Raw genomic sequence first — 20,490 nt, 5'->3', positions numbered from 1 at the left:
ACAACGTTGTCAGCCCTGGAGGTAGCGCGTCCATGTGGTCGCAGAAAAGACGGGCAGCTGCGGTCGCAGCGGCGGGATTCGTGGCAGCCGGACTGGTATCCGCCACGACCGCGAGCGCGAGTGCGGCCCCCGTGGACCCGGTGTCGCTCGTCAATCCGTTCGTCGGCACGCAGAACTTCGGCAACACCTTCCCCGGGGCCAGCGCGCCCTTCGGCATGGTCCAGGTCAGCCCCGACACCGGCGGCCAGGGCGGCTACGACTACCAGCAGAACTCGATCTACGGCTTCAGCCAGACCCACCTCTCCGGCGTCGGCTGCGGCGTGATGGGCGAACTGCCGGTCATGCCGACCACGGGGGCCGTCGATTCCGTCGACAAGAACGTCTACAAATCCGGGTACAGCCACGACGACGAGAAGGCCGAGCCCGGTTACTACCGCGTCGGGCTGAAGAAGTACGGCGTCGACGCCGAACTCACCGCCACCCCGCGCACCGGCTGGCAGCGCTACACCTTTCCCTCGACCGGGCAGGCCAACGTGCTGTTCAACACCGGCCAGGCGAACCAGTCGGTGAAGGATTCCGAGATCCACGTCGTCGGCGACCGGACGCTCGAGGGTCGCGTGCGCGCGGGCGGCTTCTGCGCCGGGCACGACGAGCACACCGTCTACTTCACCGCGACTTTCGACCGCCCGTTCGCCGCCTACGGAACCTGGCGCGGCAGCACCCGCACCTCGGGCAGCCGCGACGCCTCGGGCACCGGCGGGAACGGCGCGTGGGTCAGCTTCGACGCGGCCACCGACCACGACGTCGTCCTGAAGGTGGGGCTCTCCTACACCGGGCTCGCCGGCGCGCGGGACAACCTCGCGAAAGAGACCAGCGACAGCTACGACTTCGACGCCACCCGCACCGCGTTGCGCAAGCAATGGGCGGACCGGCTCGGCGCGATCAAGATCAGCGGCGGCACCCCCGAACGGCAGACCGCGTTCTACACCTCGCTTTATCACGCGCAGTTGCACCCGAACCTGGCTGGCGACCTCAACGGCGACTACGCCGGTTTCGACGGCAAGGTCCACCGCGCCAACGGGTACACGCCGTATCAGAACTTCTCGCTTTGGGACACTTATCGCCCGCAGAACCAGCTGCTCGAAATGCTGGAACCGCAGGTGGCCCGCGACGTCGCGCTGTCCGTGCTGGCGATCGGCCGCGACGGCGGCTGGCTGCCGAGATGGGCGCTCGCGGGCAGCGAAACCAACATCATGACCGGTGACCCCGTCACACCGTTCCTCGTCGAAGCCTGGTCGAAGGGTTTGCTGGCCGGGCACGAGGACGAGGCGTACGGGCTGCTCAAGAAAAACGCGACCAGCACCCCGCCCGCCGATTCGCCGTACAACGGACGCTCCGGCGTCAATTACTACAACGACCGCGGTTACCTCCCGAGCGGCCTCACCCTCGGCAAGGACTGCGCTGCCAAGGGCGGCGACAACGACTGCGAACACCCGACGTCGGCGACCATGGAGTACTCCGCTGCCGACGCCGCGCTCGCGTTGATGGCCAAGGGTTTGGGCCACGAGGCCGACGCACGGATGTTCGCTGACCGCGGCCAGTGGTACCGCAACGTCTGGAACGCCGCGGACAAGCAGTTCCGTCCGCGCACCACCGACGGCACCTGGCTCACGCCGTACAACCCGGTCGACGCCGACCACCAATTCCACGAAGGCGGCGCCTACCAGTACCAATGGCTGGTCCCGCAGGACCCGTCCGGACTCGCCGAACTGATGGGCGGCAAGCAGGCGACCGAGAAGCGGCTCGACTCCTTCTTCGCCTACGGCAACCTGCTCAAGGACCCGGCGGGCACCGCGCGCAAGGACTGGATCGCCAGCCCGTACGACTACTACGCCAAGGCCACCTACAACCCCAACAACGAACCCGACCTGCTTTCCCCGTACATGTACAACTGGGTCGGCGCGCCGGCGAAGACCGCGACTGTGGTCCGCGCGGCGATGACGCTGTTCACCACCGGTCCGGACGGCATGACCGGCAACGACGACCTCGGCACGATGTCCGCCTGGTACGTCTTCTCCTCGCTCGGCCTCTACCCGACGATGAGCGGCGCGAACTTCCTCGCCGTGTCGAGCCCGCAGTTCGAATCGGCGACCGTCCAGATCGGACAGTACGAAGGCAGGCAAGGCGGCACGCTCACCGTCACCGCGCCGGGCGTTAGCGACACGAACCGTTACGTGCAAAGCGTTTCGCTCAACGGACGCGACGTCCGGCAGACCTGGCTCGACTGGTCCGCGGTCGCGCACGGCGGCCAGCTCGCCTACCAGGTCGGCTCGGCACCGTCCAGCTGGGGCACGCAGCCGGGCACGGAACCGCCGTCGGTGAACAAGGCGACCGGGGACCTGCGTCGGCATGTCGACGCGACGCTGCGGCCGAGTTCCGTTGTGCTGCCGCAGCAATCTTCAGCGCAGACTGTCCACTTGAACCTGGACGTGCTCGGGCAGAACCCCGGCGCACAACCGGTCTTCGTGACCTCGTCGGCCCCGTCCGGCTGGCGAGTGCAGACCGACCCGCTGCAGCTGTTGTGGTCCTCCCGGCTCCCGACGCAGAAGACCGCGCCGGTCACGGTCACCGTTCCGGCGAACACCCCGGTGGGCACGTATTCGGTGCAGCTCAAGGCATCCGGGCCGGGCGCTAATACCGTCACGCGCACCGCGAGCATCGAGGTCCGGGAACCGACGGTGTGCGCGACGACGTCCGGCACCCAGTGCGCGGTCGATCTCAGCCACGACCGCAATCACGACGGGACCGCGACCGTCGCGGCGTCCGCGGAGGGCAACTTCGACGGCAGCGGCTGGAGCTACGACGCTGACCTCATGCCGCCAGCTGGCCCCTTCGTCCACAATGGAGTCTCCTACGCGGCACCCGATCCCACTGGCACCGCGGTGAACTTCGTGGAAGCACGCGGGCAATCGCTGCTGCTGCCCGCCGGTAAGCACCAGACGGTCCAGCTGATCGGCGCATCGCACAACGGCCCGGTGTCCACCTCGCTGACCGTGCACTACAGCGACGGGTCCAGCGCGGATCTTCCGGTGACGTTCGGCGACTGGGCCGGTTCGACGCCGTCCGGCACGACCGTCGTACTCGACATGCCGCACCGGATCAAGGCGGGCACCGGAATCGACGGCCCGCCGGTGCGCCTGTTCGGCCTCTTCTCCACAGTGGACGCAACCAAGACCGTCCAGTCGGTGAGCATGCCGAACGACCCCCGCGTCCAGCTCTACGCCCTCACTCTGGCCTGAGCCCGGCCGGGTTCGCCGGATCCCTCCCCTTCGTCCGGCGAACCCGGCCATCCCCCCTTCCCCAGAGATCTCACGCTGCGGCGGGCACCGCGGCGACGCGGCCCATCGCCTCGGAGTAGCAGGCTTCGAAGGAATCCAAAGTGGACTCCAGTGCGTGCCCGGCGATCATCTTTCCGCTCGCCGCCCCCATCCGCGCCAGCGTCGCCGGGTCCGCGACCACCGCGTGCAGCCGTTCGGCCAGCTGCCCCACATTGCCCGGTTCGAACAGCCAGCCGTTGTAGCCCGGACGGCACAGGTGCGGCAGCGCCATCGCGTCCGCGACCACCACCGGCTTCCCCGCCGCCATCGCCTCCATCGTCGCGAGGCTCTGCAGTTCGGCGATTCCTGGCATGCAGAAGAGATCCGCGGCGGCGTACGCGTCCAGCAAGTCCTCTTCGGACACGAACCCGCGGAACCGCACCCGGTCGGCGATCCCCAGCTCTTCGGCGAGCTTTTCCCAGGCCGCCCGGCAGGAACCGTCGCCGACGATCTCCGCACGCAGGCGAGGCACGAGCGCGACCGCGCGCAACAGCTCGTCGACGCGCTTCTCTTCGTCAAGGCGTCCGACGAACAACACCGTCGGATCGGCAGCGGACCGGGGCACCTTACGCAGGCGGTACCGGTCGATGTCGATACCGCAGGACACCGGGACCGCACGCTGCGGGAAACCGTTGTCGTGCAGCAGTTCCACCGCACGCGGCGTCGGCGCGGTCACCACGCGGGCTGTCGAGAACACGCGCGTCAGGTCCCGCCATGCCCAGCGCGAAGCAGCGCCGCGCAGCCACGTCGGCACTCGCACGTGGCCGAACAGGTTCTCCGGCATGAAGTGGTTCGTCGCCACCCCCGGGACACCCATCTCGGCGGCGTGCTTCAGCACGTACCTTCCGACCACGAAATGCGCCTGGACGTGCACCAGGTCGGGCTGCAACTCCTCCAGCAGCGCAGCGACGTCCTTGCTCACCTCCCAGGGCAGGCCGATCCGGAAGGTCCGGTGGAACGGCGTGCGATGCGACCGGACGCGGTGCACCACGACGTCGCCGTCCCGTTCGGTGCGCGCCGGGCCCTCCGGGTCGACGCTGATCACGTGGACCTCGTGGCCGCGGCCGGCGAGCCCGGTGGACAGCCGGTACGCGAATTGCGCCGCGCCGTTGACGTCCGGCGGATAGGTCTCGGCGGCGACCACTATCCGCAAAGCCCGGTCGTCGTTCACTGGATGCTCCGATCTGGTGGAGTGGACGGAAGAAGAACTGCTGCGGCTCAGCACCGCGACGCCGCCGACCGCCAGCACCGCAGCGGTCAGCGCGACCGCGGTCGCCGTGGCGTCGAGGTGGGTGGCTTCGCCGAGCACCCCGGCGCCAAGGCCCACCGCGACCAGCGGATCCACGACAGTCAGGCAAGCGACCGCGAGGTGCGGCGGACCGCATCGGTAGGACAACTGCACGAGCCAGCCGCCGACCAGCAGCGCCGTCACCATCGCGGCCACGGAGACCGCGGTGCCGAAGTCGACGGTTCCCTCGCGCAGTTCAAGGGAAACCGCTCGCATCAGGACCGAAACGAAGCCGTAGGCAGCGCCGCCGGCCGCGCCGAAACACAGTCCGCGGACCGACGGACGCGAAGCGAGCGCGCCGATCAGCGTCAGCAGCGCCACGATCCCCAGCACCAGCAAGGCCGCCCGCGTTTGCGCGTCGGCCCCGACCTCGGTGCTCGTGGTGCTGCCCGCGGCGACTGTCACGAACGTCCCGACGCCGAGCATGGTGACCGCGACCGCGGGCAGATCCCGCCGCCTCCGGTCGAGAATCGCGGTGATCGCCACGGCGATGACCCCGACCGGCTGCACGACAGTCAGCGGAGCCATGCCCAGCGCGACCGCGTGCACGCCCGCCCCCGAACCGAGCAGGGCCAAGCCGCCGAGCCAGCGCGGTGCCCGGATCAGTTCCCCGATCCGCGTCCGGCCGGACAGCCCGGTGACGACACTGTGCTGCAGAAGTGCGCCCGTGGCAAAGAAAAACGCGCCGAGCACGGCGAGCGCAATGGCGAGGACAGTCATGCGGCCGCCTCGGTCCGGGCCATCGCGGCAACCGCGAAAAGCTGTGCGTAGAGGAGGGCGTACAGCACCCGCTCGAACAACCCCAGGAATTCGGGCACGGACTGCTCCAGCAACGGCGCGTGTGCCAGCAGAAACGCGAGCGAAGCGGCGCCGGAGGCCAGCGAAAGCCAGCGCACCGACTTCGCTTCCGGCCGGCGGCGCGCCAGCAACCATCCGGCCAGCGGCAGGCAGACGAACATCGCCGCACCGGCATATCGGTGCACCGCACCGGAAAACGACGTCTCCACGCCGGTCGGATCCGTCGGGAAGAAGGTCGCGACGACCAAACCGGCCGCCCACAACGCGATCAGCACCGACTCCGCGCTGCCGCTGGGCAATCCCTGCCTGAGCAGCGCGTGCCGGACCAGCAGCGACGCACCGGCGAGCCCGAGCGAAGCCGCCGCCAGCAGCACCGCGCCGCCGGGCGGGAAGACGTAATCGCTGATGACGTCGCGGACCGGGTCGACCGTGCCCGCCGCCACCAGGTGCAGCAGCAGGATCGGCACCAGCGAAAAAGCCAGCGCCCCGGCGGCGATCGCCGGCGCCGTCGCCCTGGCTTTCCGCGTTATGAGGGTCACATCGCTCAGCATGCTGGCGGCCGTGCGCACCCGGCATCGGGGAACACCCTGAGATGCACCCCTGGAATCCGCCGCCGGTCGCGGGGCCTTTCGAGGCCGGGTCGGACCGGACGAACGCCTCGCGACGGTCGGGCAAATCGCCCAAAGCCGAGATGAATAGGACGTTATACACCCACGGCGCGCGGTGATCTTACTGTCCTTTGTGGACACCCGGGGTCCCTCACCCGGGTGGATGTCGATTCCGGCGCACGAGGCCGCGAACCGCCGCGCTCGCCCTGCTGACGGGGCGAAACCGGGTGGTGGCTCGGCGCGTTCGGCGAGCGCGTCCCGGTTGCCGGTGCCCGGGCCCCGTGTTCAGATCCCGGCGAACCCAGCCGAAGGAGCGCAATTCCCATGCAGAGGGCACTCGTCAAGGCGGTCGTCGGGGCCGCAGCCGTCGTCGCGCTGGTCAGCGCGTGCGGGTCGGGCGGATCGAACGACTCGTCCGGATCCAAGGCGTCCGGGCAGAACACCGCCCAGTCCAGCGCGGCCGCACAGCCCAGCGGCGCCAACCAGTCCGGCGACGCCGGGCAGAACGGCGCGTCCGGACAGAACGGCGCGTCGGGCCAGAACGGAGCCCCCGGACAGGGCGGCCCGGCCGCGCAGGCGGTCACCGCGGCGATCCAGCAGGCCTCGCAGGCCTCGCCGATCAAATTCGAGCCGGAGAAGGCGGAATTGACCGGCAAGGCCAAGGAAGGCCTCTCCGCGATCGCGAAAGCCATGCAGGGCAACGACGTCAAGCTGAAGGTCGAGACCCACGCCGGCTACCCGGACGCGGAGAAGGCGAAGAAGCTTTCCGAGGAGCGCGCGCAGGCGATCGCGAGCGCGCTCGAGGCCGACGGCGTGGCCAAGGACCGCATCCAGAGCGAGGCGCACGGAAACGAAAAGGCGCAGGGCGACCAAGCCTTGGACACGCAGCTCAGCGTCGCTTCGTGACTCCGGCCCCGTCGTCGTCGCCTAGCCGGGCGAATTGATCGGCGGAGAGGCCAACGCGTTGCGGCCCCGGTGCCTTGGATGGGCAGCCGGGGCCGCACCGCGTTGCCGGTTCAGTTGAGGGCGTTGCGGCTCTGATCGGCGAGCGCGCCGAATCCGATGCACAACGCACCCGCGATGAACAGCAGCGAAACACCCCAGGTCGCGTGCGTCGCGGACGCTTCCACGATCGCCAGCGCGGCCAGCGGCGCGAGCCCGCCGGACACCGCTCCCCCGACCTCGCGCCCGGTGCCGAGGCCGGTCGACCGGACTTCGGCCGGGAATTGCTTGGCCAGGAACGCACCTTGCGCGGACAGCATCGCCGGGACCACGATGCCGGTCGCGAACACCAGGCCCAGCCAGATGTACCAGCTGACGCCGGTGTCGAGCAGCCAGAAGAACGGGAACGCCAGCAGCCCGGTCGCGATCGCACCGGCGACGACCACCTTCTTCGCGCCGATCCGGTCGCTGATCCACCCGGCGATCGGCACCGTCACGATCGCCATCCCGCTCGCGATGCTGATCCCCAGCGCGCCGATATTCGCCGGCACGCCGCGGAAATTCGTCAGGTAGGCGAGGGAGAACGTCTTGAACACGTAGCTGACGCCGTTGTAGCCGATGGTGATCACCATGACCACCGTCAGCGCGCGCCAGTCGCTGCGGAACAGCTTCACCAGGGGCCGGTTCGCCCAGCCGCGCGGCCGGTTTTTCCTGCTGCGAACCAGGTTCTCGAACTCCGGGGTCTCCGGCACCCGGCGGCGCACCCACACGCCGACGCCGACGAGCAGGAAGCTGGCCAGGAACGGGATCCGCCAGCCGAAGCCGTGCAGGAATTCCTTGTCCAAAGTGGTCAGTCCGGCGACGGCGAGCGAGGAGACGAGCAACCCGACGTTCACGCCGAGCGCGGGCCACGAACCCTGCCGTCCGCGTTTGCGCGGATCAGCGTGCTCGTAGGCGACCGCGATCGCGCCGCCGAATTCCGCCCCGGCGCCGAGTCCTTGCAACAGCCGCAGCACCACGAGCAGCACCGGCGCGAGAAGCCCGGCGCTCGCGTAACTGGGCAATAGTCCAATGCCTGCCGAGGAAACGCCCATCAGCACGAACGTCCACGACAGCACCTTTTTGCGGCCGATCCGGTCGCCGAGCGCGCCGAACACGATGCCGCCGACCGGACGGGCGAGGAAACCGACCGCGAAGGTCGCGACCGAGGCCATCGTCGCGGCGGCGTCGTTGCCGGGCGGGAAGAAGACGTGGCCGAAGACCAGCGCGGCCATCGACGCGTAGAGGTAGAAGTCGAACCACTCGAGCGCGGAGCCGACGACCACCGCGACCCCGACTCCGCGCGGGGCTTTCCGGGTCGTTCCGACGCTGTCGTCCACAACACTGGGCATGGTCCTGCTCTCCGGAACTGGGGCACAGGCGAGCGGAAGCCAGCCGGCGCGCGCCGTTGCGTGCGTATTTGGGAACGCTTGATGCGTATATCCGGATGCTAAGAGACCGCGAACACACCGGTCAAGGGTCTCCGGGAATTCGGGCTCAGCCCTGGCGCGCGGCTTCCCAGCGCTTCACGACCGCCGCGGCGATGCCCGCCAGCGCGTCGCCGATCTCCGGCAGCCGTCCGGAAATCCGCGGGGTGGGACCGGCGACCGCGATCGCCGCGACCACCTCTCCGTCGACCAGGATCGGGCGCGCCGCCGCGCTCACGTCCGGCAGGGTTTCGCCGCGGTTGAGCGCGACCCCCTTGGCGCGGACGGTGTCGAGTTCCTCCATCGCGGCCCGCACTCGATCGGCGTCCGGGAGCACTGACTTCAGGTACGCCTCGCGCCGGCGCGCCGACCAGTACGCGAGGAAGATCTTGCCCGCGCTCGGCGGATACAGCGGCCGCCGCGTGCGCAACGGCGCGGAGTAGCGGATCGGCTGTTCGGACTCGACCGCGTCCACGTAGATCAGCGAATCGCCGACCGCGGCGCCCAGCATCACGGTCTCGCCGAAGCGGCGGCGCAGTTCCTCCAGCGCCGGCCGGGCCGCGGTCGCGATGCCGGGCAGGCCGCCGGTGAGCAGGTTCCCCAGCGCGGGACCGAGCCGGTAGGCGCCGTCGGCCTCGACCAGGTAGCCGGTCGACACCAAGCCTTTGACCAGGCCGAACACCGAGGATTTCGGCGCGTCGAGGGCCACCGACAGCTCGTGCAGCCGCATGCCGGGCTGCCGCGCGACGCATTCGAGGATGCTGGTGACGCGGCCGACCGTCCGGTGGGCCTTGGCCGTCGACTCGGTCATGGCAGCCTCCCCTGCGTTCGTACATACGAACCCTATCGCGGCGACCGCCCTGGACGGTGCTTGACCCGGACCGCGCGCCGCCTTACGTTGGACGCATATCCGAACTCGGCGTTCTTATATGCGCACAATGGAGAGCAGCACTGTGGACTTCCAGCTGAGCCAAGACCAGGAGGACATCCGGCGCGCCGTGCGCGAGCTGGCCGCCCGGTTCCCCGACGAGTACTGGGCCGAACGCGACGAACGCGGCGAGTTCCCGCGCGAGTTCTACGACGCGTTCGCCTCCGCGGGCTGGCTCGGCATGGCGATCCCGGAGCAGTACGGCGGCGGCGGGCTCGGCATCCTCGAAGCCGCGCTGCTGCTGGAAGAAGTGGCCGCGTCCGGGGCCGGGATGAACGGGTGCAGCACGATGCACCTGACGATCTTCGGGCTGAACACGATCGTCAAGCACGGCAGCGAGCAGCTGCGCCAGGAAATCCTGCCCGGCGCGGTCGACGGTTCGCTGCACGTCTGCTTCGGCGTGACCGAACCGGACGCGGGCACCGACACCACGCGCATCTCCACCTTCGCCCGCCGCGAAGGCGATTCCTACGTGGTGCACGGCCGGAAAGTCTGGATCACCAAGGCGGGCCAGTCGCAGAAAATGGTGCTGATCGCCCGCACCACGCCGCGCGACGAAGTCGAGAAGCCGACCGACGGCATGTCTCTGTTCGTGGTGGACATCGAGTCCGACGCGGTGCAGCTGCGCGCGATCCCCAAGCTCGGCCGCAACGCGGTGCCGTCGTACGAGGTGCTGATCGACGGCTTGCAGGTACCGGAATCGGCGCGCGTCGGCGAGGAGGGCAAGGGCTTCCGGTACCTGCTCGACGGGCTCAACCCGGAACGCATCCTCCTCGCCCACGAAGCGCTCGGCATCGGCCGGGCCGCGCTGCGCCGCGCGGTTCGGTACGCCGGCGAACGGCAGGTGTTCGGCCGGCCGATCGGGCAGAACCAGGGCTTGGCGTTCCCGCTGGCCGAGGCCGCGACCAGGCTCGACGCGGCGGAGCTGATGGCCCGCAACGCCGCTTGGCGTTACGACCGCGGCCTGTCCTGCGGCAAGGAGGCGAACATGGCGAAATGGCTGTGCGCGGACGCCGGGTTCCAGGCCGCCGACCAGGCGATCCAGACCCACGGCGGGATGGGCTACGCGCGGGAGTACCACGTGGAGCGGTATTTCCGGGAGGCGCGGCTGCTGCGGCTCGCGCCGATCAGCCAGGAAATGGTGCTGAACTACGTGTCCCAGCACGTGCTCGGGCTGCCGAGGTCGTACTGATGGGCGCGCTCGACGGACTGCGGGTGCTGGACCTGTCGCGGGTGCTGGCCGGGCCGTACTGCACGCAGATGCTGGCCGACCACGGGGCCGAGGTGATCAAGGTCGAACCGCCCTCGGGCGACGAAACCCGGACCTGGGGTCCGCCGTTCCTCTCCGAAGGGACGAGCGCGTACTACGCGAATCTCAACCGGGGCAAGAAGAACATCGTCCTCGATCTGTCCGGTCCGGACGGTCGTTCGCTGCTCGGCACCCTGCTCGCGGGCGCGGACGTGGTGGTGGAGAACTTCAAGGCGGGCACGCTCGCGCGGTGGGGCTGGCCGGACGAGACGATCCGGGCGGAGCATCCGGCGCTGATCCACTGCCGCATCACCGGCTTCGGCACGGACGGCCCGCTCGGCGGCCTTCCCGGATACGACGCGGTGCTGCAGGCCTACGGCGGCCTGATGAGCGTGAACGGCGAGGCGGACGGACCGCCGCTGCGGATCGGCGTGCCGGTGGTCGACGTGGTGACCGGGGTGCTCGGGTTTTCCGGGATTCTGCTGGCACTGCACGAGCGGGCGCGGTCCGGGCTGGGCCAGCTGGTGGATTGTTCTTTGCTGGACACGGTGATCAGCTTGCTGCACCCGCATTCCGCGGCTTGGCTCGCCGACGGTGCGGTTCCGCAGCGGACCGGTTCGGCGCATCCGTCGATCGCGCCGTACGAGACTTTCTCGACCGCGGACGGACCCTTCTTCGTCGGCGCGGGAAACAACCGGCAGTTCGCGGCACTGGTCGACGTGCTCGGTGCCCCCGGGCTGGCTTCCGATCCGCGGTTCGCTTCGAATGCCGATCGGGTGCGCAATGCCGGTGCGCTCCGGGCTGAGCTGAGTGTCCTGATCGGACAGTACAAACGGGACACTTTGACTGAGTTGCTGCTGGCGAAGGGGGTTCCGGCTTCTCCGGTGCACGACCTCGCGGAGGCGATGAACGCTCCGCAGGTGCGGCATCGGGAGATGGTCGTGGAGCGGGACGGGTACCGCGGGGTCGGGGTGCCGGTGAAGCTCGGCCGGACGCCGGGGTGTGCCGCTGAGCCGCCGCGGCCGCCGGGGGCGGATACGCGGGAGGTGCTTGCCGCGGCGGGGCTTTCCGCCGCGGAGGTCGATGCCGCACTCGCCAGCGGGGCGGCGCACACCGGCCTGCCGCGGACCTAGCCCGCTCACCGCCACGAAACCGCTCCGCAGGTGTGGGCGGCTCCGCGCAGCGGAACCGCCCACCGGGAGTCACCGCCAGGGACGGACCGGCGTGCCGCGCCACCGGGTGCGCGGCGGGACAGTCTCCCCCGCCATCACCAGCGAACCCGAACCGACCGTCGCGCCGTCGGAAACCCCGCTGCCGGGCAGCTGGAACGCGCGCGGCCCGAGAGTCGCACCGGGGCCGAGGCGGACCGGGTCCAGACGCATGACTCGGTCGTGGAACAGGTGGGTCTGCAGCACGCAACCGCGGTTCACCACGGCACCGTCGCCGAGGTGGACGAGGTCCGTTTCCGGCAGCCAGTAGCTCTCGCACCAGACGCCGCGGCCGATGCGGGCGCCGAGGGTCCGCAGCCACCAGTTCAGCACCGGCGTGCCGAGGAACGAACCGGCGAACCACGGGACCGCGAGGGTTTCGACGAAAGTGTCGTACAGCTCGTTCCGCCACACGAACGCGCTCCACAATGGATGCCGCCCCGGCCGGAATCGGCCGACCAGCGTCCATTTCATCAGCGTCGTGAGCAGCGCGGCGAAGAGACCGGCCGCCACGAACACCGCGGGCGCGAGCGCGGCGGCGACCCAGAAGCCGTCCGCGAGGTCCACTCCGGTCAGCACCGCGCTCACGGCGAGCCCGAGCAGGCCCGCGATCAGCAGCGGCGCGATCCGGCACGATTCGACCAGCGCGCGGGCCAGCTTCAACCGGCGCGGGGGCGCGAAAGTGCGGGCCGGGTCGGCGGAGTCGGCGGTCCGGCGCAACTCCAGCGCGGGGCGGCCGAGCCAGGAGGTGCCGTCGGGAACTTCCGCGGGGGTGTCGGACAGGACGCCGACGAGCGAGCCCGAGCCGAGCGTCCGCTCCGGGCCGACGACCGCGGAGTTGCCGACGAACGCGCGCTCGCCGACCTCCGAGATTCCCAGCCGGACCCAGCCGCGGTCGAGTTCGTACGGTGCGGCGAGGACGTCGTCCGCGAGGAAAGCGCCGTCCCGCACCCGAAGCAGCGACGGCAGACTGAGCACAGTGGACAGTTCGACGTTGCGGCCGATCCGGGCGCCCAGCAAGCGCATCCACACCGGGGTCGCCAGCGCCGCGTAGAGCGGGAACAGCTGCCGCCGAGCGATTTCCAGCAGTTCGTGCACGAACCAGGCCGCCCAGCCCGCCCGGCTCAGGACCGGATGGACCCCCGGTCGCACGGCCAGGCTGGCCAGCCGCACGAGCACGACGATCGTCAAGGCGTACACCACGATTCCGGCGAAGACGAGCAACGGCGTCCACGGCAGGATCGCCAGTGCGGCGCTGCGCGGGTCGTCCGCCGCCGGGACCAGGAGCAGCGCGACCACGATCAGCGGAATCGCGGACACGAACAGGAACAGCGACCGCACCGTCCCGCCCAGTGCGAAGGCCAGCGAGTACCGCTTCGCCCGCGGTGCCGCCGCGGCCGGTCGCGCCGGGCGTTCTCCCGAAGGCCCGGCCGGGGAGCCGCCCCAGACCGCGCCGTCCGGTACGCGGGTGTCGAGCGTCGAGCCGGGCAACAGCACCGATCCGGTGCCGAGGTCGGTGCCCGGAAGCAGCGTGCTGCGGCCGCCGACCCGGGCGCCGGCGCCGACTCGGACGCGGCCGATCCGCAGCACCGAACCGTCCAGCCACCATCCGGCCAGGTCCGCCTCGGGCTCGATCGCGCATCCGTCGCCGAAGTCGGCGAGACCGCTCATCGGCGGCGGCGAGTGCAGGTCGACGCCCCGGCCGACCCGATTGCCGAGCAACCGGGCATACGGCGCGGCGAGCGGCGTACCGGCGACCCCGGGCGCGCCGACCACGGCCGCGAACCGTTCCGCCGTCCAGAGTCGCAGGTGGACAAGACCGCCGCGGCGGTACTCCCCCGGCGCGAGCTTGCCGCGCAGCATCCGCACCCCGCCCGCGGCGAGCAGCATCCGTCCCGGCGGGCTCAGCAGCACCAGCCACGCGGGCACGAGGATCCACCACGACATCCGCGGCAGCCACTGCATCGGCAGCACCAGCGCGGCGAGCGAGCCGAGCAGCGACACCGCGAGCAGCCACCGCGTTCCGGACAGGGCCAGCAAAACCAGCTGCACCCCGGCCTGCCACCAGCCGCTGCCGCGCACCGGGGCGACCCGCGGCTCCTCCGCGGCGACCGTTTCGACCGGCGCTCCGTCGAGGCGCTCGTACAGCTCCCGCGGCGTCGGGCAGGAGTACACATCGGACACTGCCGCGCTCGGATACCGTTCGCGCAGCACGGAAACGAGCCGGGCGGCGGTCACGCTCGAACCGCCGAGGTCGAAGAAGTCGTCGTCCGGACCGGCCGCGGTTCCGAGGTGCTCGCTCCACACCTGCAGCAACCACGCCAGCCGCGGATCGGACGGCACCACCGGCGCGGCGGCCGGTTCTTCCAGCGGCCACGGCAACGCGTCGCGGTCGAGTTTGCCCGATGCGCGGACCGGCAGATCCGGCACCAACGCGAGCCGGGGCACCAAAGCCGCGGGCAACCGGTCCCGCAGCAGGCTGCGCGCGGCCGTGCGATCGAGGGTGTCGCCTTCCGGCACCACGTAGCCGACCAGCACCTGCGCGCCGCTGTCCGTGCGCTGCACGACCGTCGCGGCCGCGGCGACCCCGGGCAACGCACGCAGCGCGGCGTCGATCTCGCCCAGTTCGACGCGCCGTCCGCCGATCTTGACCTGACCGTCCGCGCGGCCGACGAACTCCAGCCCTTCCGGCACCGCGCGCACCAGGTCGCCGCTGCGGTACGCGCGGCTCCAGCCGAGGCCCGGCAGCGGCACGAACTTCTGCGCGTCCTTCGCCGCGTCGAGGTACCGGGCGAGGCCGGCGCCGCCGATCACCAGCTCGCCGCTGCGGCCCCACGGCACCGGGATGCCCGCCGGGTCCTCCGGGTCGACGACCGCGAGTTCCCAGCCGTCGAGCGGCAGCCCGATCCGCACCGGTTCGCCCGAGCGCAGTCGCTGCGCACACGCGACGACCGTGGTTTCCGTTGGGCCGTAAGTGTTCCAGATTTCCCGTTTGCCGTCGTCGAAGCGCGTCACGACCTCCGGCGGGCACGCTTCGCCGCCGAGGATGAGCAGCCGGACGCTGGCCAGAGTGTCCACTGGCCACAGCGCGGCGAGCGTCGGCACTGTCGACACGACCGTAACGCCGCGCTCGACCAGCCACGGCCCGAGGTCCGCACCCGCGCGGACCAGCGAGCGCGGAGCCGGGACGAGACACGCGCCGTGCCGCCACGCCAGCCACATTTCTTCGCAGGACGCGTCAAACGCGACACTCAGCCCGGCCAGCACGCGATCGCCCGGGCCGAGCGGCTGCGCGGTGCAGAACAGGCGGGCTTCCGCGTCCACAAAGGCCCCGGCCGCGCGATGCGTGACGGCGACGCCCTTGGGCTTGCCGGTGGAACCCGAGGTGAAAATGATCCACGCGTCGTCCTGCGGCTGCGGGCGGACTCGCGGCCACTGTGGTCCGCGCGACTCCGGCACTCCCGCGTCGGTCAGGACCAGGCTCACCTGAGCTTCTGTCCACACTGTCTCGGCACGGTCGGCCGGATCGTCCGCGTCGACCGGAACGTAGGCCGCGCCAGTGGAAAGAACGGCGAGAATGCTGCGGTACAGCGCCGCGGTGCCGGAGGTCATCCGGATGCCGACGCGGTCGCCCGGTTTGACGCCCGCGGTGCGGAGGCGTCCGGCGAGTTCTTCGACCTGCGCGGCGAATTCGCGGTACGTCGCGCGCTCGGTTCCGTCGTCGAGCGCGAGCGCGTCCGGGTGCTCGCGCACCGTTTCGGCGAAAATGTCGTAAAGCGTGCGCACGGCGGGCGCCGGACCCGCCCGGTAAACCGCCGCCGCCCCTTCGGCGAGCCTCTCGGGCGCGACGGTGCGCGCCCGATCCGCGTCCAGCGTCACAGGAAAACCTCTTTCCAGGAGAACAGGAGTCACGAAACCGGCCGGACACCACTCAACAATGAGCGGTGTGAGGCCGGGCTGAAGCAGCAGTGCCGTTCCCCGGCACTGAAATCGGAACAAGAACAGAAATCAGGCAATCCCCCAGCCGCGGCTGTGCGGCTCGTCACGCGAGTCCGGACATTAGCGGACGCAGTGCCGCCACGGTCACTCGGCAGAGTTAATTTAGGAAGCAGTTCTCAACGGGTTCACAGGATCTTCGTGCTTTCTCCCGTTCACCGCACGCAGGGCACCCCGCCTCCGGACAATTCGTCGGCCGGGGAAACCGGGGAGACCGGCACCGGATCCACCTGGTCGGCCGTTTCCCGGAAGTCCGTGCCGAGGACGAGTTTCAGCTCCCCCGCGGCCAGCGCGCCGTCGTAGCCAACGCTGTAGCCGCCGCCGAGCGCGGCCACGAGTTTGGCCGCCGCCGAGGAATCCCCGCGTCCGTAGCGGACGATCGTGCGGTGCGTGTGCTTTGCGCTGGACGTGCGTCCCGCGCGGTATCCCCGCGACGGGAGCGTCTTCAGCACCCGCGCGGCCGCGCCCTCCCGGCCGCTCGCGTTCACCACGTCCACCGCGGGACCGGCCGTCGCCGCGGGCGGCGGCGGGACCGTCCGGCCGAGCAGCCGGGCCGCCGCGGCGCGGATTTTCACCGGATCGACAATATTGACGTCTTCGCCCTTGGCGTCTTTTTCGAACCGTTCGACCGGAAGCGACGCCAACGTCAGATCTCCGCCCGCGAACGATTCCGCCTGCCGCGCCAGCGCGTTCAAGTCGAGCCCGGAATCGATCGCGACATTCTCCTTCGCGACCGAAACCAGCTGCCCGAGTTTCGCCGGGTCCCCGAACACGCGGCCTTCTTTCAGCTGATGCGCCAGCGAAACGAGAAACGCCTGCTGCCGCCGTTCCCGGTCCAGGTCGGTGAACTCGCGCTGCGGATCGCGCCGCTGCCGCACGAACGCGAGCGCCTGCGCGGCGGAAATCCGCTGCTGCCCGGCCGGGAAATCCGCGCCCGAGTAACTGTCGCGCGTGGCTTCGGCCAAACAGACCGTGATCGGCTGCACGACCTGGGCCAGCTGGTAAAACGCGACCAGGGTGACTTCGACGAAATGGTCCACCGCGACTCCGCCGAGGAATTGGCGCACCGTGGCGACTTCCGCCGCCCGGCCGGCGTCCCGTGCCCTCTGTTCGCGAGCCGCCTTCTCGGTGACGCCTTGCGCGGCAAGACGTTTGGCCTCCGCGGCGAACGCGTACCCGTAAGCCTCCTTGATCTTGCCCTGGCACACTCCGTCCGGACAGCCGGCGAGGTCGGTGTAGTCGTCGCGCGGGATGGAGACGACCGTCGGATGTCCCCCGTCGGCCGGAACGTGCAGCAGCATCAGCACGTCGGTGTTGTAGCCGCCGACGTGCTGGTCGCCCGCGTGCAGTTGCTCGTACAGTTCGGCGGGCAGCGGTTCGCCTCGCTCGTCGAGCCGCGAATCGAGTCCCATGACGAGGATGTTGGTTTCCCCGCCCGGCCGGGACCGTCCGTCGAGCGCGGCGGAGGTCGTCACCCCGGACAGCAGCGCGCGCAGTTCCGCCCATCCGTAGGCGGCCCCGCCCAGCAGGACCGCGACCAGCGCGACCACGCCGATCCGTTCGGCCCAGTGCCCGTTCGCGCGCTCCATCGCCCACCGCTCCTCCCTCCGGCGGCACCCGGTCTACTCCGGGGTTCCTGTGAGAGCGATGAGAAAGAGCAGCCCGCCGAGGTCGAAGGGAGGTTCGCGTGCCGAAAGGCACACTTTGGAGGGTCAGCGCCACCGTTCGCGGAGATCGCCGGGCCGGACGCCGACGAGCAGCACCACGACGGCGAGCAGGATGATGCCCGCGCTGATCTGCAGCCCCAGCGAGAGGCTTCCGGTCGAGGATTCGATGAACCCGAGCAGCGACGGCGAGGCGGCGGCCGCGAACGATCCCATCGACGTCACGACCGCGATCCCGGTCGCCGCGGCCCGGTCGGTCAGGTAGATCGACGGGATCGAGTAGAACACCGTGAGCCCCGAGTAGTGCGCGGCGGCCATCACCGCGAGCAGCAGGATGACGACCACGACATTGCCGCCGGACACCGAGATCGCCAGCATCGCGCACACCGCCGCGATCCAGCTGATCGCCGCGTGCCAGCGCCGCTCGAGCGTGCGGTCGGAATGCCTGCCGACCAGCAGCATCACCACGATGCCGAGCAGCGGCGGGATCGCCGAGAAGAAGCCGAGGTTCAGGACGTTGCCGACGCCGGCGTTGGCGATGATCCGCGGCGTCCAGTACGAGACGGCGTTCGCCAGCGTGTACGCGCCGCACGCGCAGAGCCCGAGAATCCAGACCTTCGGGTCGCGCAGGGCGAGCAGCAGGCCGCTGTGCTTCTGCTTCGCCGGGCCCTTGTCCCGCAGGTCCGCGTCGAGGTCGGCGCGCACGGCCGCCTTCTGGTCCGCGGTGAGCCACTTCGCCTGCTCCGGGCCGTCGGTGACGAAGAGCAGCACGAGCCCGGCCAGCAGGATCGGCGGGATCCCCTCGATCAGGAACAGCCACTGCCAGTCCGCGAGCCCGCCGGCGCCGCCGAGCGAATGCATGATCCAGCCCGACATCACCGAACCGAGCGCGCCGGACACCGGGATGCCGATGAAGAACACGGCCGTCATCCGGGTCCGCCGCGACGACGGGAACCACAGCGACAGCAGGTACAACGCGCCCGGGAAGAACCCGGCTTCGGCGACGCCGAGCAGGAAGCGCGCGGCGTAGAACATGATCTCGTTCTGCACGAACAGGGTCACCACGGTCATCACGCCCCAGGTGGCCATGATGCGGGCGAGGGTTTTGCGCGCGCCGATGCGGGCGAGCAGCGCGTTGCTCGGGACTTCGAAGAGGATGAAGCCGACGAAGAACAGCGTGACGCCGAGCCCGTACACCGCGGGGCCGAAGCCGAGGTCGCGTTTCAGGCCCTGCTGCGCGATCCCGATGTTGGTCCGGTCGATGTAGCTCACGACGTAACACAGCACCAGCAGCGGCATGACGCGCCGGGCGATCGTGCGATAGGTCGCTTTGCGATCGACGGCGGCGGTCGCCGGAGCGCCGGCGACAGCGGATGGTTCGGCCACGGCTGAGACTCCTTCGTCCGGATCGGGCGAGGGGCAGTCTCCGCATCAAGTGTTGAGTTTGTCAACACCTGACGGGCAACGGCTACGATGTCCGGCCATGGCCGAACGCGCAGACGGACACGACCTGGTCCCCATCTCCGGACTGCTGTCCTACCGGCTCTCGCGCACGTCGTCGGCGATGTCGCGCAGCGCCGCGGTGCGCTACCGGCGCGATTTCGACGTGAGCCTCGGCGAATGGCGCGCGATCGCGCTCATCGCGGCCGACCCGACGCTCACGCTCAACCGGCTCGCGCGCCGCGCCGGACTCGACAAAGCGCAGATGAGCCGCGTGGTCAGCCGTCTGACCGACCGCGGACTGGTCAACCGCACGGCCGGGTCCGGGCGCACGTCGCAACTGGCGCTGACCGCCGAGGGCACCCGGGTCTACCGCGGCCTGATCACCGCCGCCAACGAGCGCGACGCGGACTTCCTCGCCACCCTCACCGCCGAGGAGGCGCGAGTGCTGGACCGCGCGCTCGACAAGCTGGCCGAGCACGCGCTGGCCGTCGAGGAGAGTGAGCGGGCTCACCCGGTCGCCGAGTAGTGTTGACTTTATCAACACCCTCGCGTACTTCTGGACCCACCGACGAGGAGGTGGGCCCAGGATGTCCGACGCCGTCACGATCTGCGAGTGCTTCGCCCGCGACGGGCTGCAGCACGAGCCGGAGCCCGTGCCGACCGCGACGAAGATCGCGCTGCTGAACTCCTTCGCGCGCGCCGGTTTCCGCCGGATCGAGGCGACCAGCTACAGCCATCCCGCGCGGGTCCCCGGGTTCTCGGACGCGTCCGAGGTGCTCGCCGGGATCGACCGGCGCCCGGGCGTCGCGTTCAAGGCGACCTGCCCGAACCCGCGCGCCGTCGAACGCGCGCTCGCCGACCTCGAAGCCGGGCACGGCGCCGAGGAGCTGAGCCTGCTGGTGTCCGCCACCGAGGTGCACACCGAACGGAATCTGCGCACCACGCGCGCCGGGCAATGGGAGCGGGTCACCGAGATGGTGAAGCTCGCCGACGGCCGGTTTCGCCTGGTCGGAGTGGTTTCGGTGGCGTTCGGCTGCCCGTTCGAGGGCAAGGTCGACCCGGGGCGGGTGGCCGAAGACGTCGCGCGTTTCGCCGATCTCGGCGCGAGCCTGGTGACCTTGGGCGACACCACCGGCGTCGCGACTCCGGGCTCGGTGCGTGCGCTGTACTCGCGGCTGTCCCGCGAGAACCCGCACTTGCCGCTGGTCGCGCATCTGCACAACACGCGCGGGACCGGGATCGCGAACGCGGTCGCCGCGCTGGAGGCCGGGTGCCGCCATTTCGATTCCGCGATGGGCGGCGTCGGCGGGCATCCGGCGAAGATCGGCTACGGGGCCGGGCTCACCGGCAACGTGTGCACTGAGGACTTGGCCAGCCTGTTCGCCGCGATGGGCGTCGAAACCGGCCTCGATCTCGACCAGCTCGCCGCGGCGTCCGCGGCCTGCGAAGAAGCGCTCGGCCGCCCGCTGCACAGCATGGTCGCCCGCGCCGGCTTCGCGTCCGCCTGACCTTTCTTTGGGGAG

The 20,490-nt window shown here is 70.4% G+C and carries 13 protein-coding genes; 6 read left to right on the top strand and 7 right to left on the bottom strand.

The window, feature by feature from the left end; translation table 11 throughout:
• The first annotated feature begins 32 nt into the window (after positions 1-32).
• The gene (locus SSMG_RS14335) at positions 33-3,299 is read left to right on the top strand and encodes a GH92 family glycosyl hydrolase (RefSeq protein ID WP_037713653.1); all 3,267 of its coding nucleotides are present in this window, start codon (positions 33-35) and stop codon (positions 3,297-3,299) included.
• A 70-nt stretch (positions 3,300-3,369) separates the two neighbouring features.
• On the opposite strand, the gene SSMG_RS14330 is transcribed toward SSMG_RS14335, so the two are convergent.
• Both SSMG_RS14330 and SSMG_RS14325 read right to left on the bottom strand, forming a co-directional pair.
• Positions 3,370-5,385 (bottom strand): glycosyltransferase, encoded by a 2,016-nt coding sequence (locus SSMG_RS14330; protein ID WP_009076879.1) that lies wholly within the window; start codon positions 5,383-5,385, stop codon positions 3,370-3,372.
• Positions 5,382-6,002 carry a DUF998 domain-containing protein gene (locus tag SSMG_RS14325; protein WP_199785907.1) on the bottom strand — a complete coding sequence of 207 codons (621 nt, stop codon included), beginning with the start codon at positions 6,000-6,002 and terminating at the stop codon, positions 5,382-5,384. The genes SSMG_RS14330 and SSMG_RS14325 overlap by 4 nt, the downstream gene beginning before the upstream one ends.
• 393 nt (positions 6,003-6,395) lie before the next feature.
• On the opposite strand from SSMG_RS14325, the gene SSMG_RS14320 reads away from it, so the two are divergent.
• Complete coding sequence (locus SSMG_RS14320; protein WP_009076875.1) at positions 6,396-6,977, top strand: OmpA family protein; 582 nt, start codon at positions 6,396-6,398, stop codon at positions 6,975-6,977.
• 110 nt (positions 6,978-7,087) lie between these two features.
• On the opposite strand, the gene SSMG_RS14315 is transcribed toward SSMG_RS14320, so the two are convergent.
• Both SSMG_RS14315 and SSMG_RS14310 read right to left on the bottom strand, forming a co-directional pair.
• Entirely contained in the window at positions 7,088-8,404 is a 1,317-nt protein-coding gene (locus SSMG_RS14315) for an MFS transporter (protein ID WP_009076874.1), read from the bottom strand.
• Between the two features lie 145 nt (positions 8,405-8,549).
• Complete coding sequence (locus tag SSMG_RS14310) at positions 8,550-9,290, bottom strand: IclR family transcriptional regulator (protein ID WP_009076872.1); 741 nt, start codon at positions 9,288-9,290, stop codon at positions 8,550-8,552.
• 127 nt (positions 9,291-9,417) lie between these two features.
• Between SSMG_RS14310 and SSMG_RS14305 the strand changes: the two genes are divergently transcribed.
• Together SSMG_RS14305 and SSMG_RS14300 are read left to right on the top strand one after the other, a co-directional pair.
• Positions 9,418-10,599 carry an acyl-CoA dehydrogenase family protein gene (locus tag SSMG_RS14305; protein WP_234392829.1) on the top strand — a complete coding sequence of 394 codons (1,182 nt, stop codon included), beginning with the start codon at positions 9,418-9,420 and terminating at the stop codon, positions 10,597-10,599.
• Complete coding sequence (locus SSMG_RS14300) at positions 10,599-11,789, top strand: CaiB/BaiF CoA-transferase family protein (protein WP_009076868.1); 1,191 nt, start codon at positions 10,599-10,601, stop codon at positions 11,787-11,789. The genes SSMG_RS14305 and SSMG_RS14300 overlap by 1 nt, the downstream gene beginning before the upstream one ends.
• Positions 11,790-11,858: 69 nt before the next feature.
• Here SSMG_RS14300 and SSMG_RS14295 read toward each other — a convergent pair whose 3' ends face one another.
• The 3 genes from SSMG_RS14295 to SSMG_RS14285 form a co-directional block, all read right to left on the bottom strand.
• On the bottom strand, positions 11,859-15,743 hold the full coding sequence (locus SSMG_RS14295) for a Pls/PosA family non-ribosomal peptide synthetase (protein ID WP_100266788.1): 3,885 nt from the start codon (positions 15,741-15,743) through the stop codon (positions 11,859-11,861).
• Positions 15,744-16,015: 272 nt separating this feature from the next.
• Complete coding sequence (locus SSMG_RS14290; RefSeq protein ID WP_009076864.1) at positions 16,016-17,449, bottom strand: LCP family protein; 1,434 nt, start codon at positions 17,447-17,449, stop codon at positions 16,016-16,018.
• A gap of 123 nt (positions 17,450-17,572) precedes the next feature.
• Entirely contained in the window at positions 17,573-18,910 is a 1,338-nt protein-coding gene (locus tag SSMG_RS14285) for an MFS transporter (RefSeq protein WP_009076862.1), read from the bottom strand.
• A gap of 97 nt (positions 18,911-19,007) precedes the next feature.
• On the opposite strand from SSMG_RS14285, the gene SSMG_RS14280 reads away from it, so the two are divergent.
• Together SSMG_RS14280 and SSMG_RS14275 are read left to right on the top strand one after the other, a co-directional pair.
• A complete protein-coding gene (locus tag SSMG_RS14280; protein WP_037713649.1) occupies positions 19,008-19,493 on the top strand; it encodes a MarR family winged helix-turn-helix transcriptional regulator in 486 nt (161 codons plus the stop codon).
• 61 nt (positions 19,494-19,554) lie between these two features.
• Complete coding sequence (locus SSMG_RS14275) at positions 19,555-20,475, top strand: hydroxymethylglutaryl-CoA lyase (protein ID WP_009076858.1); 921 nt, start codon at positions 19,555-19,557, stop codon at positions 20,473-20,475.
• The last annotated feature ends 15 nt before the right edge of the window (positions 20,476-20,490 follow it).

Origin of the sequence: Streptomyces sp. AA4 (assembly GCF_000158875.1) — a bacterium.
Taxonomy (GTDB): Bacteria; Actinomycetota; Actinomycetes; order Mycobacteriales; family Pseudonocardiaceae; genus Amycolatopsis.
This window is presented reverse-complemented; position numbering and strand designations above follow the sequence as displayed.

Coding starts and splice junctions, on each gene's coding strand:
- SSMG_RS14335 (WP_037713653.1), top strand. CDS start 33: ATGTGGTCGCAGAAAAGACGGGCAGCTGCGGTCGCAGCGGCGGGATTC.
- SSMG_RS14330 (WP_009076879.1), bottom strand. CDS start 5,385: ATGACTGTCCTCGCCATTGCGCTCGCCGTGCTCGGCGCGTTTTTCTTT.
- SSMG_RS14320 (WP_009076875.1), top strand. CDS start 6,396: ATGCAGAGGGCACTCGTCAAGGCGGTCGTCGGGGCCGCAGCCGTCGTC.
- SSMG_RS14315 (WP_009076874.1), bottom strand. CDS start 8,404: ATGCCCAGTGTTGTGGACGACAGCGTCGGAACGACCCGGAAAGCCCCG.
- SSMG_RS14310 (WP_009076872.1), bottom strand. CDS start 9,290: ATGACCGAGTCGACGGCCAAGGCCCACCGGACGGTCGGCCGCGTCACC.
- SSMG_RS14305 (WP_234392829.1), top strand. CDS start 9,418: ATGGAGAGCAGCACTGTGGACTTCCAGCTGAGCCAAGACCAGGAGGAC.
- SSMG_RS14300 (WP_009076868.1), top strand. CDS start 10,599: ATGGGCGCGCTCGACGGACTGCGGGTGCTGGACCTGTCGCGGGTGCTG.
- SSMG_RS14290 (WP_009076864.1), bottom strand. CDS start 17,449: ATGGAGCGCGCGAACGGGCACTGGGCCGAACGGATCGGCGTGGTCGCG.
- SSMG_RS14280 (WP_037713649.1), top strand. CDS start 19,008: ATGGCCGAACGCGCAGACGGACACGACCTGGTCCCCATCTCCGGACTG.
- SSMG_RS14275 (WP_009076858.1), top strand. CDS start 19,555: ATGTCCGACGCCGTCACGATCTGCGAGTGCTTCGCCCGCGACGGGCTG.